This window comes from Altererythrobacter chaiwopuensis (genome assembly GCF_054957755.1).
On the sequence record NZ_JBTXJG010000001.1, the window covers coordinates 1,527,198 to 1,540,817 of the forward strand.

13 protein-coding genes are annotated in these 13,620 nt (G+C 62.0%); 9 read left to right on the plus strand and 4 right to left on the minus strand.

Going from position 1 to position 13,620, the window contains the following annotated elements; all coding sequences use genetic code 11:
* The first annotated feature begins 17 nt into the window (after positions 1-17).
* The 3 genes from ACX2DJ_RS07570 (at position 18) to ACX2DJ_RS07580 (ending at position 3,185) form a co-directional block, all read left to right on the plus strand.
* A complete protein-coding gene (locus ACX2DJ_RS07570) occupies positions 18-431 on the plus strand; it encodes a cytochrome c-type biogenesis protein (protein ID WP_462572568.1) in 414 nt (137 codons plus the stop codon).
* Entirely contained in the window at positions 431-1,123 is a 693-nt protein-coding gene (locus ACX2DJ_RS07575; protein WP_462571857.1) for a tetratricopeptide repeat protein, read from the plus strand. Before ACX2DJ_RS07570 ends, ACX2DJ_RS07575 begins: the two co-directional genes overlap by 1 nt.
* 136 nt (positions 1,124-1,259) lie before the next feature.
* Positions 1,260-3,185: a potassium transporter Kup gene (locus ACX2DJ_RS07580; RefSeq protein WP_462571858.1), complete on the plus strand. Its 1,926-nt coding sequence runs from the start codon at positions 1,260-1,262 to the stop codon at positions 3,183-3,185.
* A gap of 90 nt (positions 3,186-3,275) precedes the next feature.
* On the opposite strand, the gene ACX2DJ_RS07585 is transcribed toward ACX2DJ_RS07580, so the two are convergent.
* The gene (locus ACX2DJ_RS07585; protein ID WP_462571859.1) at positions 3,276-3,908 is read right to left on the minus strand and encodes a glutathione S-transferase family protein; all 633 of its coding nucleotides are present in this window, start codon (positions 3,906-3,908) and stop codon (positions 3,276-3,278) included.
* Between the two features lie 52 nt (positions 3,909-3,960).
* Positions 3,961-6,126, minus strand: coding sequence for a primosomal protein N' (locus tag ACX2DJ_RS07590; RefSeq protein WP_462571860.1), 2,166 nt, complete (start codon positions 6,124-6,126; stop codon positions 3,961-3,963).
* Positions 6,127-6,185: 59 nt separating this feature from the next.
* Between ACX2DJ_RS07590 and ACX2DJ_RS07595 the strand changes: the two genes are divergently transcribed.
* The 6 genes from ACX2DJ_RS07595 to ACX2DJ_RS07620 all read left to right on the plus strand — a co-directional run bounded on the left by ACX2DJ_RS07595 (position 6,186) and on the right by ACX2DJ_RS07620 (position 12,930).
* Positions 6,186-6,881: a DUF4197 domain-containing protein gene (locus tag ACX2DJ_RS07595; protein ID WP_462571861.1), complete on the plus strand. Its 696-nt coding sequence runs from the start codon at positions 6,186-6,188 to the stop codon at positions 6,879-6,881.
* A gap of 84 nt (positions 6,882-6,965) precedes the next feature.
* Complete coding sequence (fsa, locus tag ACX2DJ_RS07600; protein ID WP_462571862.1) at positions 6,966-7,619, plus strand: fructose-6-phosphate aldolase; 654 nt, start codon at positions 6,966-6,968, stop codon at positions 7,617-7,619.
* A 103-nt stretch (positions 7,620-7,722) separates the two neighbouring features.
* Positions 7,723-9,552: a cobaltochelatase subunit CobT gene (cobT, locus tag ACX2DJ_RS07605; RefSeq protein ID WP_462571863.1), complete on the plus strand. Its 1,830-nt coding sequence runs from the start codon at positions 7,723-7,725 to the stop codon at positions 9,550-9,552.
* Positions 9,549-10,223 (plus strand): nitroreductase, encoded by a 675-nt coding sequence (locus tag ACX2DJ_RS07610; protein ID WP_462571864.1) that lies wholly within the window; start codon positions 9,549-9,551, stop codon positions 10,221-10,223. Before cobT ends, ACX2DJ_RS07610 begins: the two co-directional genes overlap by 4 nt.
* 155 nt (positions 10,224-10,378) lie before the next feature.
* Positions 10,379-11,848: a cysteine--tRNA ligase gene (cysS, locus tag ACX2DJ_RS07615; protein ID WP_462571865.1), complete on the plus strand. Its 1,470-nt coding sequence runs from the start codon at positions 10,379-10,381 to the stop codon at positions 11,846-11,848.
* A 143-nt stretch (positions 11,849-11,991) separates the two neighbouring features.
* The gene (locus tag ACX2DJ_RS07620; protein ID WP_462571866.1) at positions 11,992-12,930 is read left to right on the plus strand and encodes a D-2-hydroxyacid dehydrogenase; all 939 of its coding nucleotides are present in this window, start codon (positions 11,992-11,994) and stop codon (positions 12,928-12,930) included.
* A gap of 4 nt (positions 12,931-12,934) precedes the next feature.
* Here ACX2DJ_RS07620 and ACX2DJ_RS07625 read toward each other — a convergent pair whose 3' ends face one another.
* Positions 12,935-13,309 carry a hypothetical protein gene (locus ACX2DJ_RS07625; protein WP_462571867.1) on the minus strand — a complete coding sequence of 125 codons (375 nt, stop codon included), beginning with the start codon at positions 13,307-13,309 and terminating at the stop codon, positions 12,935-12,937.
* Positions 13,299-13,493, minus strand: a complete 195-nt coding sequence (locus ACX2DJ_RS07630) for a hypothetical protein (protein ID WP_462571868.1) — start codon at positions 13,491-13,493, stop codon at positions 13,299-13,301. Before ACX2DJ_RS07630 ends, ACX2DJ_RS07625 begins: the two co-directional genes overlap by 11 nt.
* Positions 13,494-13,620: the final 127 nt, after the last annotated feature.

Below are 13,620 nucleotides of genomic sequence, written 5' to 3' on the forward strand. Positions count from 1 at the left end.
TCATCCTGCTAACGGCGATGTTCGCCGCCACTGCGGCGGCACAGGATGCGCTCCCGCCCGCGCCCTATGCCTATCGCCAGCTCAATGATCCCGCGCAGGAAGCCAAGGCGCAGGAACTGATGGAAACGCTGCGCTGTCTCAAATGCCAAAGCCAGTCGATTGCCGATAGCGATGCACCGATGGCTGGTGACATGCGCCACCAGGTCCGCACCCGCATCGCGGCCGGCGAGGATCCCGAGGCGATCCGGCAATGGCTGGTCGAGCGGTATGGCGACTATGTCAGCTATGCGCCCCGTGTAACGGCATCGACCTGGCCATTGTTTGCGATCCCCTTGTTGCTGTTGCTTGCCGCGGCGATAGTCCTGTGGCGGCGCATCGGCGGAAAAGCCGAACACCGCCCGGACGAATATTCTGACGGGGAAGAACTTTGATGGTGTGGCTGCCGATCCTGCTGCTGGGCGCATTCGCCATGCTCACTGCCATGCTGGTTCTGCGCGTACCAAGGCAGAACTGGATGCTGCTCGGCGCTGTGCTGATGTTCGGCCTCGCCGGTTATGGCTTGCAAGGCTCACCGGGGCTTCCCGCAGCGCCCAAGCAAGCTTTGACACAGGCTCCGCAATCGGGCGAAGCGCTGGTGGCGGCACGGCGTGCCTTGTTTGATACCGGGCAGCAGCCCCCGAATTACCTTGTGACCTCGGATGCCTTTGCGAGGCAGGGCCAATATAGCCACGCAGCGGGCCTGCTCCGCCGCGCAGTACAGGATCATCCCGGCGATGCGGAGGCGTGGCTGGCGCTGGCCAATGCGCTGGTCGAACATGCTGAAGGACAGATCACGCCGCCCGCACTTTATGCTTTCGAGCGGGCGCAGAAAGCTTTCCCGGGGCATCCCGGCGCGGGCTATTTCCTGGGCATGGCGTATCTGCGTTCCGGCGATCCCGTGCGGGCGCGGCAGGTGTGGGCAGAATTGCTCGATCGGTCGCCGGACGATGCCCCCTGGCGCGAAGACCTGGAATTCCGCATTGCCAGCCTCGACCAGCTGATCGCGCAAATGGAGGGCTTGCGCCGGATAACGGATACTGGCCCGAGCGAGGTAGCACCGCCGGAACAGGGGCGCGAGCCATAAGCCGCCGCTTGCAGCGGGCATATGGTGGTGCTAAGCGCGCCAGCGTTTTGCGGTCCGCAAACGAACAGCGACCGTTGGATTCGGCGCTGGCGAGGCACACGGGCAGTACCGGAGCCAATCGGGAAATCCTTTCATTATGAGCCAATCTTCAGCGCCATCAGATCAGCCCAGGAGCACCGCTGCAAACGGGCATGGTGCTTCAAAGGCGGCACTTGCATTTGGCGCGATCGGGGTGGTTTTCGGCGATATCGGCACCAGTCCGATTTACGCTTTTCGCGAAACCTTTGCCGGCCACAATCCGCTGGCGATCGATCAGTTGCACGTATTCGGCGTCGTCAGCCTGATTTTCTGGTCGATGACGCTGATCGTTTCGATTCAGTACGTCACCATCCTGATGCGCGCCGATAACAAGGGGCAGGGCGGCTCGCTCGCCCTGGTGGCACTGATTTCGCGAAGCATCGGCAAATCGAAACACAGTTGGATCGCGGTTTTGCTGGGCGTTTTTGCCACATCGCTGTTTTATGGCGACAGCATGATCACGCCTGCGATTTCCGTTCTTTCGGCAGTTGAGGGCCTGACTGTGGTAAACGAAGATCTCGGGCGCTTCGTGATACCGATCGCCTTGGCCCTTCTGGTTGCCCTGTTCATCCTGCAGAAGCGCGGAACGGCCAAGGTCGCGGCCCTTTTTGCACCCGTAATGGTGGTCTATTTCAGCGTACTGGCCACGCTCGGTGTTTCGCACATAGTGCAAAATCCGGAAATCCTGTGGGCGCTTAATCCGTGGTATGCTGTCCAGTTTTTCCTGACCGACAAATGGATCGCCTTCCTCGCATTGGGCGCCGTGGTGCTTGCCGTGACCGGCTCCGAGGCACTTTATTCGGATATGGGGCATTTCGGACGCGGGCCGATGCGGCTTTCCTGGTTCGGTTTCGTGATGCCGTGCTTGCTGCTCAATTATTTCGGGCAGGGCGCGATGATCATAGGCCTTGATCCTGTTGCGGCCAAGGAAGCGATCAAGAGCCCGTTCTTCATCATGGCTCCGGAATACTTGCGCCTTCCGCTCGTATTCCTGGCCACCATCGCAACTTTCATCGCCAGTCAGGCCGTTATCACCGGCGCATTCTCGATCACGCGTCAGGCGATCCAACTTGGCTTTGTGCCACGGCTTTCGATTCGCCATACCAGTGAAACGGAGGCAGGCCAGATCTACATTCCTGCGATCAACTGGGCACTGATGGTTGCGGTGATCCTGTTGGTGCTCACCTTCCAGAATTCATCGAACCTCGCGGCTGCCTATGGCATTGCCGTTACGGGTGCCGTAACTATCGACACCTTGCTGATGGCGGTGCTCATGTTGAGCGTGTGGAAATGGAAATGGTGGTATGCCGTTCCGATCGTGGTGCTGTTCCTGGTCGTGGATGGTGCATACTTCCTCGCCAATATGACCAAGGTGACCGACGGAGGATGGTTCCCGCTTGCAGTGGGCCTGTTCGCTTTCACGTTGCTCACCACCTGGGCGCGGGGGCGCAAGCTGATGCGCGACCGAATGAGCGAGGTTGCGCTGCCGATAGAGATCTTTGCCAAGTCGGCGAAGAATTCGGCGCTGCGTGTGCCCGGAACCGCGATCTTCATGGCTTCGAGCACAGCGGGCGTACCCTCGGCATTGCTGCATAATATCAAACACAACAAGGTGCTGCACGAACGAGTGGTGATCCTCACCGTCAATATCGAGGAAGTGCCTTACGTCGATCCGGTCGACCGCTGCGAATATCATGAGCTGGGTGACGGTTTCTTTCGTGCAGTGCTGCATTACGGTTTCATGGAAGAGACGGACGTCCCCGCCGGGCTGAAGCAGATGCGGCAATGCGGCGGCGAGTTTGACATGATGCAGACCAGCTTCTTCCTCTCGCGGCAAACGCTGCTGCCTTCAAAGAAGCCTGGCATGCCGATCTGGCGCGAAAAGATATTCGCCTGGATGCTGCGCAACTCGGCAACCGCGATGGACTTCTTCAAGCTGCCGACCAACCGTGTGGTCGAACTGGGAAGCCAGGTGGAAATCTAGAGGGTCAAGAGACCAGGCGCAATCCGGCTGTCTCCAACTGGTCATCAAAACCCGGATTCACCGCATTTCGCCCGATTGCGGCCAGCCTATTCAATCCAGCTTGGGCGGCATCCCCGGCTCGGCCTTGGCCATGGCGCGTTGATAGGCCTCGCGCTCGCCGATGCGTTTGAGATAGGCCTTGAGGTTGGGCATATGATCGATGCTCATACCGCTCATCACGCGGCTGGTGGTGAGCTGGAAGCCCATCATGATGTCCGCCGTGGTCAGCTGCCCGCCGCCGAAATAATCGGCTTCTCCGAGCCGCTTTTCAACGATCGCCCAGCCTCTCTGTACCCGGTCGGCAACAAAGGGCGACAATTCTTTCGCCCCCATGAACTGGGCAACCAGCGCCATCATGCCATTGGTCATGAAAGTGGCGTTGGCCCAGTGGTAGTAGAACAGGTGATCGGCGAAATCGGGATGATCCTTGGCCGGGACCATGCCGCGATCGCCATATTTGGCGATGATCCAGTCAATGATCGCACCGCTTTCGCCCAATACGAAGCCGTCATCGGTGATGACAGGGGCGATTCCCATCGGGTGGAGCGCCTTGTATTCGTCAGGTGCCAGCCGGTTATCTTCGCGCCGATTGTAGAGCTTCAGCTCGTAATCGATGCCCAGTTCCTCGGCCAGCCAGACGATGCGTTCGGATTGCGACAGGCGCAGATGGTGTACGGTTAGCATGGCAATTTCCTTATCCCCTTGGTTACACCCCTCGCAATGGCGTGCCCTTGTGTCAAACGAAGCTGTAAGGATCGATATCTACGCTCACGCGAACGCCGGGGGCGAATTCATGTGCGGCCAGCCAATCGCCCAGCACCTTTTGCAGGTTCGCCGTGCGCCGTGCGTTGACGAGGAAGCGATAGCGATAGCGCCCGCGCAGCAAGGCCAGCGGGGCAGGGGCTGGGCCAAGCACCATCAGACCGTCGATCTGCGGGCGCGTGTCACCCAGCCGGTTGGCGGCCTGGCGGGCCTCGGCATCTTCCTCGCTTGAGATGATGATTGCGGCCCAGCGGCCAAATGGCGGGGCGCCGGCATCTCTGCGCGCTTCGGTTTCCGCTTCGTAGAACGCATCACGGTTGCCGCCCGCGAGGGCTGCGATCACCGGGGTATCGGGGTGGCGAGTCTGGATCAGCACTTCGCCCGGTTTCGCCCCGCGCCCGGCGCGCCCGGCAACCTGCGCCACCTGTTGATAGGTGCGCTCAGCCGCGCGCAAATCCCCGCCTTCAAGCCCCAGATCGGCATCGATCACGCCCACCAGGGTCAGCTCGGGGAAATGGAAACCCTTGGTGACGAGCTGCGTGCCGATGATAATGTCCACCGCGCCGCTTTCCGCTGCGGCGATGAATTCCGCGGCGCGTTCGGGCGAATTGAGCGTATCCGAGGTTGCGAGCGCCACTCGCGCTTCGGGGAACAGCTGGGCCACTTCGTCGGCGATCCGCTCCACCCCCGGCCCGCAGGCGACCAGGCAATCGGGCTCGCCGCATTCGGGGCAGGTGGCGGGCGGCGCTTCTTCGTGCCCGCAATGGTGGCAGGCGAGCCGGGCGGAGAGCCGGTGTTCGACCAGCCAGGCGCTGCAATTGGGGCATTTGAAGCGAAAGCCGCAATTACGGCACAGCGTGAGCGGGGCATAGCCGCGGCGGTTGAGGAACAGCAGCGATTGTTCGTGCCTGGCGAGGCGGTCTTCGATCGCCGCGATCAGGCGCGGGGCGAGCCAGTGCCCGCGTTCGGGCGGTTCTTCGCCAAGGTCGATGGTGTCGATATGCGGCAGCTGCGCGCCGCCGAAACGGCCCGGCAATTCCAACCGTTTGTAAGTGCCGCTTTCCGCCATGTGCAGGCTTTCAAGCGCAGGGGTGGCGCTGGCGAGCACCACCGGGAAACCTTCGAACTGCGCGCGCATCACGGCCACGTCGCGGGCATTGTAGCGCACCCCGTCATCCTGCTTGAAGCTCACCTCATGTGCTTCATCGACCACGATAAGGCCCAGATTGCGATAGGGCAGGAACAGTGCCGAGCGCGCGCCCACGATCACCTGCGCAGAACCTTCGCTTATGGCGCGCCAGGCGCGGCGCCGCTCGGTCGATTTGAGCGATGAGTGCCACAGCACCGGCTCGGCGCCGAAGCGGGCTTCGAAGCGCTTGAGGAAATTTTCCGTCAGCGCGATTTCGGGCAGCATCACCAGAACCTGGCGGCCCATGCGGATCGCCTCTGCAATCGGCTCGAAATAGGTTTCGGTCTTGCCCGAGCCGGTCACTCCGTCGAGCAGGAAGGGTGCAAAGGCGCGCGCGCGCACCGCAGCTACGAGTTCGTCCGCCACCTCGCGCTGGTCGGGCGATAGCTCGGGCTGGTCGAAATCGGGACTGGCGGGTGTGAAGGGGCGGTCGATCGCGACTGTTACCGGCTCGATCAACCCAGCGCCCGCCATGCCGCGCAGAACGCCTTCGGATACGCCCGCGATGGAAGACAGCTCGCGGATCGTGCCCTGTTCGCCCTCCAACCGCTCTAGCGCCTGCTTGCGCTGCGGGGTCATCCTTTCCGGTAGCTCGCCGGTCAGCCGGTATTCGGTCATCGTCGCGGGGCCTTTGAGCGCGCCGCCCGATGAAATCACCATTCGCGCCACCGCGCTCATCGGTGCGCAGTAATAATCCGCGGTCCATTCGATCAGCCGCCGCAAAGGCGCGCTGAGCGGCGGGACCGGCAAAACTTCCAGGATCGGGCGCAGCTTTTCCGCCGGCACCTCCTGCGCCGGGAGGCGTTCGGGCTCCCACACGATGCCGGTAATCTGGCGCGGGCCGAGCGGTGCGAGCACGACCGCGCCCGGTTCGGCGACCACGCCGTCAGGCACGCGATAGTCGAGCACCTCAAGTGCACGGTTGAATACAAGGAGTCGGATACGGTTCATGTTACAAGCGGCAATATGGGACTTGCATCGCACCCGCCACAAGCATGAAGGATCAGGATATGAACGCTTCAATTGACCTTAGGTTGGGCCGGCGTGGCTTTCTGGGCGGGGCCGCGGCAGGCGCGACCGTGCTGGTATTGCCAGGCTGCGCCACTACGCCCCGCTTCAGCCTGACCGAGGCGATCCGCCGAATGCTGCTGCTGTCGAGCGAACGCGCCTTCGCCCGGATGACGGAACCCGGTGGATACTGGGACGCACAGGTGGCACGGGTGGGTTTGGGCAATCTACTGGGCACACGCGGTGACGTGCTAAGCGACATTCTCACCTCGGCGCTGTTCAAGCGCCGGCTGGAACATGCCTTTGCCGATGTCGCGATCGAAGGCTCCTACCGGGCTGCACCGCTGGTGGCGGATGCCGTGCGGGTGATCGGGATTGAGAATGCGGTGGCGTTGGTGCGCGGGGGGCCGCGCGCGGCCACGCAATATCTCCAGGGCGAGATGGGCGGTCGGCTGATCGAGGCAATGGTGCCTGAGCTCGGCCGCGCAATCGAGATCGCTTCCGACCCGCTGGTAGGCCGGTTGATCGACGCGCTTAGCGGCACCAATGCCAGCGGCGTGGCAAGTCGCCTGGCAGGCCGGGTCAATGATGCGATCTGGGACGAGATCGGCAATGAGGAGGCGGCGATCCGCGCCGATCCGCGTAGCACGAACGACCCGATGATTATCGGCGTGTTCGGGGCCGGGAACTTACCCTAGCGCCGGCATCCAAAGAGGAAGGGTGGCGGCAGCGGCACAGGCTCGCTAAAGCTTTTCGGGAATCGCACATCCCGGAGCCAACCCATGAAATTCTTTGCCGACACAGCCGAAATCGACGACATCAAGGAATTGGCCGCTACCGGCCTGCTCGATGGCGTTACCACCAATCCCAGCCTGATCGCCAAATCAGGGCGCGACTTCATGGAAGTCACCCGCGAGATCTGCGCAATTGTCGATGGCCCGGTGAGCGCCGAAGTGGTCGCGCTCGATCATGCGACGATGATGAAAGAGGCGGAAGTGCTGCGCAAGATTGCAGACAATGTCTGCATCAAGGTGCCGCTGACGATTGACGGGCTGAAGACCTGCAAGGCGCTGACCGGCGAGGGCACGATGGTCAACGTCACGCTATGCTTCAGCGCGAACCAGGCGCTGCTGGCGGCGAAGGCGGGGGCGACTTTCGTTTCGCCCTTCGTCGGGCGGCATGACGACAATGGCGTTGATGGGATGGAACTGATCAGCGACATTCGCCTGATCTATGACAATTACGCATTTGAAACCGAAATCCTCGTCGCCAGTGTGCGCCACGTCACCCATGTGCTCGAGGCTGCAAAGATTGGCGCGGACGTGATGACCGCGCCGCCCGCGGTGATCAAGGCACTGTTCAAGCATGTCCTGACAGATAAGGGGATTGAAGGCTTCCTGAAGGACTGGCAGGCGACCGGGCAGAGCATAATCTGATGTCGTGTGATCTCCGTCGGAAGCCGGAGTCCAGTTGATTGGCGGACGCTTTCAATGGGTTCCTGTTTTCGCAGGAACTCACACAGGGTGAGCTTTGGATTGAATGGCGGAAGAAACACCTCTCGATAAGTTCAAGGCGGCGTTGACTGGTGCCGCCCGTGCGATTGCGCGCGAGGCGGAGGTCGAAGTTGCGTGGAGCGCGGATGCGCCCTCTTCGAGCGGGAAGAACTTCCGCGTGCCTTTGCCCGGGCGCAATCTGCCGCCTGACCAAGTGGCCGAGGCGCGCGGTTTTGCTGACAGTTTCGCGCTCAGGCTGCGCCATCACAACGCAGACATGCATGGCCGCAAGGCCCCGCCAGAGGCAACGGCGCGCGCCTGCTATGATGCGATTGAACGGGTGCGTTACGAGGCACTGGGCGCCAGCCGCTTCGGCGGGGTGAAGGCCAATCTCGATCATGCCACCGAGATGCGCGTTGCCTCTGACCCGATTTCGCGTGCGCAAAGTGCTGATGACGTGCCGCTGCAAACCGCGCTGTCGCTGATGCTGCGCGAACGGTTGACCGGCGAGCCGGTGCCCGAACGCGCCCGCGCCGGGGTAGAGCTGGTGCGCGGTTTCATCGAGGATCGCATCGGGGACGATTTCGATGCGCTGGCGCAGTCGCTCACCGATCAGAAGGCGTTTCAGGCGTTGAGCCTCGACATGCTCGAACATCTCGACCTCACGCATCCCTCCGATGTGCCCGACGCAGCCGATAATGACGAGGGTGACGACGAGGACGGCCAGGACGAAGACCAGGAGGACGGCGAACAGGACCAGGGCGAGGGCGATCCGCAGGCCGCCGAAATGGCCGGCGAAATGACCGACGGCGATTCAGACGGCGAAGGCGAAACCGAAATGTCGTCCGAGCAGGAGATGCAGGACGGTGAGGCAGGCGAGGAGGGTGACGAAGGCATGATGCCGGTGCGCCCCAACCGGCCGCATGGCGAGATTCCCGATGGCTTCGATTACCACGCCTATACCACTCAGTTTGACGAAGAAGTGCCCGCCGCCGAACTGTGCGACAATGAAGAACTTGACCGGCTGCGCGCCTATCTCGACAGCCAGCTCACCGGCCTTCAGGGTGTCGTCACAAGGCTCGCCAACCGGCTCCAGCGGCGGTTGATGGCACAGCAGAACCGCAGCTGGGATTTCGATCAGGATGACGGGGTGATCGATGCCGCGCGCCTTTCGCGGGTTATCATCACGCCCGGCACCGCGCTCGCCTACAAGGTCGAACGCGATGTCGAGTTCAAGGACACTATCGTCACACTGCTGATCGACAATTCGGGCAGTATGCGCGGGCGCCCGATCAGCATTGCCGCGATCAGCGCCGATATCCTGGCTCGCACGCTCGAACGCTGCGGGGTCAAGACCGAGATCCTCGGCTTTACTACGCGTGCGTGGAAGGGCGGGCAAAGCCGCGAGAAATGGCTGGCCGATGGCAAGCCGCCGCAGCCGGGCAGGCTCAATGATCTCAGGCATATCATCTACAAGAAGGCTGACGAGCCATGGCGCCGCGCGCGCCGTAATCTCGGCCTGATGATGCGCGAGGGGTTGCTCAAGGAAAACATCGACGGCGAAGCGCTGTTGTGGGCGCATAACCGGCTGGTCGCGCGGCGCGAGGAACGCCGCATCCTGATGGTGATTTCGGATGGCGCCCCGGTGGATGATAGCACTCTGTCGGTCAATTCGGCCGGCTATCTCGAAAGCCATCTGCGCAAGGTGATCGAGTGGATCGAGAAGGCCTCGCCGGTGCAGCTGGTGGCGATCGGTATCGGGCATGATGTGACGCGCTATTATCGCCGCGCGGTGACGATCATGGATGTCGAGCAGCTCGGCGGCACGATCATCGAGCAGCTGGCCGAATTGTTCGAGGATGAGAGAAGCAGATGAACGTAACCGAAGCCGTCCAGTCGCGCCGATCCGTTCGCAAGTTTCTGGACAAGCCGGTCGATCGTGCCACGCTCTCCCGCGTGCTCGAACAGGCGCAGCGCGCCCCGTCGGGCGGCAATACCCAGCCGTGGAACGCCGCAGTGCTGACCGGCGAACCGATGCAGCGGCTCTTCGCCCGGATCGCGCAGGAATTTCCCAAGGGGCGTGAGGCGCACAGGCCCGAATACCATATCTACCCGCCCGAGCTTGACGGCACCTATGAAGAGCGCCGCTTCGGCGTAGGCGAAGCGCTCTATGCCGCGCTCGATATCCCGCGCGAGGACAAGGGCAGGCGGCTGATGTGGTTTGCCGAGAATTTCCGTGCCTTCGGCGCGCCTGTGCTGATGCTGGTGCACACGCCGAAATACATGGGCCCGCCGCAATGGAGCGACATCGGCATGTGGCTCCAGACCATTGGCCTGCTGTGCCGCGAGGAAGGGCTGGACACCTGCTTCCAGGAGGCATGGGCGGTTTATTCGCCGCAGATTCGCGAAGTCGTGACCATCCCTGAAGATCACACCTTTTTCTGCGGTGTGGCTATCGGCTATCGTGACCCCGATGCGCCAGTGAACACGTTCACCGTGCCGCGTGCTCCGCTGGAAGAAAGCATACGCTGGGAAGGTTGGGAGTAACTTCACCTGCGTCATCGCGAGGAGCCGCAGGCGACGTGGCGATCCATTTTCTAACGCCTGGATTTGTTGCGACAGCAGAATCTGGATTGCTTCGCCTTCGGCTCGCAATGACGAGGAATTGACCGCAAGGCATTGTCGCGCCAAAGCCCGCCAACATGTCTGAACTGAAGCTCTTCAACAGCCTGACCCGCAAGCTGGAAACTTTCCAGCCCGTCCATTCGGGTGAGGCGCGCGTCTATACCTGCGGCCCCACGGTCTACAACTATCCGCACATCGGCAATATGCGCGCCTATGTGTTCGCCGATGTGCTGGGGCGCACGCTCAGCTGGAAGGGCTACAAGCTCACCCATGTGATCAACATCACCGATGTCGGCCACCTGACCGACGATGCGGATAGCGGCGAGGACAAGCTGGAGAAGGCGGCGGCGGAGAAGGCGCAGTCAATCTGGGACATCGCCCGCCACTATACCGAGGCCTATTGGGCCGACGTAAAGGCGCTCAATATCCGCGAGCCGGCCAAATGGTCAGTGGCGACCGATTACATTGACGAGATGCTCGAATTCGCGAAGCAGATTGCACCCAAGCACTGCTACGAACTCGATAGCGGGCTCTATTTCGACGTTTCGACCGTCGATGATTATGGGCGGCTGGCGCGCGCGCATACCGAGGAGGGTGAGGGCCGGATCGACGCTGTCGAGGGCAAGCGCAACGCCGCCGATTTCGCCATCTGGCGCAAGACTCCGCCGGGCGAGAAGCGCCAGATGGAGTGGGACAGCCCGTGGGGCCGCGGCGCGCCGGGCTGGCATCTGGAATGCTCGGTGATGGGCGGCAAGCTGCTCGGCTTTCCGTTCGATATCCACACCGGCGGGATCGACCACCGCGAAATCCATCACCCGAACGAGATCGCGCAGAACCAGGCGTACTGCTGCACCAATGGCTTGGACGTGGCGGAGAATTCCGGTGCGCGCATCTGGATGCACAACAACTTCCTGGTCGAGCGGTCCGGGAAAATGTCGAAATCCAGCGGCGAATTCCTGCGGCTGCAATTGCTGATCGACAAGGGCTATCACCCGCTCGCCTACCGGATGATGTGCCTGCAGGCGCATTACCGCAGCGAGCTGGAGTTTTCGTGGGAAGGGCTTGGCGCGGCGCTGACGCGGCTAAAGCGGATGGTGATGGCGGTCAGGAAGTGGTGGGCCATCCACGAGGAAACGGGCGGTCCGGTATATGGCGATGCGTGGGAACGCAACGGCGAAACAGTCGCTCTTCTCGAGCGATTCGATGCTGCCCTTGCCAATGATTTGAATACTGCGGACGCCCTGACCGCCCTTGATGAATGTCTCGCGCTCAAGCGGGGGGATAGCAATTGTATCTTGTCAGCGGTTGCCCGGATGGACTTCGTCCTTGGTCTGAACCTGATCGACCTCACCCGCACCGATCTTCGCATCCGCCCCAAGTCCACTCAGATCACCGAGGACGAAATCGAAACCGCGCTCGCCAAGCGCAAGGAGGCCCGCGCGGCCAAGGATTTTGCCACCAGCGATGCTATCCGCGACGACCTTGCCGCCAAGGGCGTCGAGGTGATGGACGGCGATCCGCTCGGCTGGGAGTGGAAACTTGCATGAACCTCAATTTTCGTCATTGCGAGCCGCAGGCGAAGCAATCCATCGGCTGACCTTGCACTTGGGCGCTCGCTTGAGTCATGGATTGCCGCGTCGCCCTTTCACTGCGTTCATGGGCTCCTCGCAATGACGACGAAGGACAACAGATGACCACACTCGCGCTTTCCGGCCTTATCCGCCCACTGCTCGAACCGCGACTGCCCGAAGGGCTCGACGTGCGCTGGTTCATGACCAAGGAAGAGGCGCTCGAGGCTGTGCCCGATGCCGAAATCGGCTGGTTCGACATGTATGAGCAGGAGGCGATGGCGGAAACGCTGCGCGCGGCGACCAAGCTCAAATGGCTCAATTCTATCTACGCCGGGCTCGATTTCCTGCCGATGGATGTGCTGATCGAACGCGGCATTACCGTGACCAACGGGGCGGGGATCAACGCGCTGACCATCGCCGAATACGTCGTGATGGGCATGCTCAACATCGCCAAGGGTTACCGCGATGTCGTGCGCGCGCAGGATCGCCATGAATGGCTGCTCGACAGCCCCGGCAAACGCGAGCTGGCGGGCAGCAAGGCGCTGCTGCTGGGCTATGGCGCGATCGGCAAGCTGATCAAGCCGCGGCTCGAAGCCTTCGATGTCGAAGTGAGCGTGGTGCGCCGCAGCGGCGGTGAAGGCGTGCTGACGCCGGATGAATGGCGCAGCAAACTGAGCGAATTCGACTGGGTGATCCTGGCGGTTCCCGCCACGCTGGAGACCGACGGCATGATCGGCGCGGATGAGCTTGCCGCAATGAAAAGCGATGCGGTGATCGTCAACATCGCACGCGGTGCGGTGATCGATCAGGCTGCACTGGTCGAGGCGCTGGAGCAAAAGCGCATCGGCGGGGCGTTCCTCGATGTCACCACACCCGAGCCGCTGCCGCCTGAGCATCCGCTGTGGTCGCTCGATAACGCGCATGTGACCATGCACCTTTCGGGCCGCGCGCAAGACAAGATGTTCCTGTGCTCCGCCGATCGCTTCCTCGTCAATCTCGAGCGATGGCTCAAGGGCGAGCCGGTGGAACCGCGCTTCGATCCCAAGCTGGGGTATTAGGCACCTAGGCCTCTTCCAGCAGCAGCAAGACCGTCGTCACCACTATGCGCGGGCCGGGAATCAGCTGATGATCGACTTGGCTGATCGTGGCATCGGCAACCAATTGCCCGGGGATCGCGAATTCATGATCGGGCAGGGCGGCGATAAAGCGCTCGCCCGCCGCCACCGCTTCCGGCCCTTCGAAACTGAGCATGATCTCATGGCGCGAGCCGGAAAAGGTGATGCTGGCCCAGGGTGTCTCCTGATGGCTCAGCAGGCTCGCCTGCGCCTCGGCCAGCATCAGCACGGCTTCGTGCAGCCGGTCACCCGTGGTGCGGCGCGGGTGATAGCGGCGGGCCTTGGTTTCGAATCCCGGAAAGTCGATGAATTCAGCGCGCATGGGCATAGCCTCCGAATTCGCGGCCCTTGATTTCAAAGGCTGCGGGAACCGCATCGGGCGTGTAGCGCTGCATCCAATTGCGCACGCGCGCCTCGGTGCCGGGGCGCGGGATGCGGCCCATGCGCAGGTCAAGCACAAAGCGCGGATCGTGCGCGGCAAGGCGGCCGAATTTGGTCGCGGCCATTTTGTGCTGGCGGAGAAAATTTTCGATCGTTCGGATCAGCATGGCGTCCCCTCATCATCTGCGAGTCAATGGCGAATCAGTGATTGTGTTCACGCGTCGTTCCATCTGAAATCCTACTTGTCTAGGA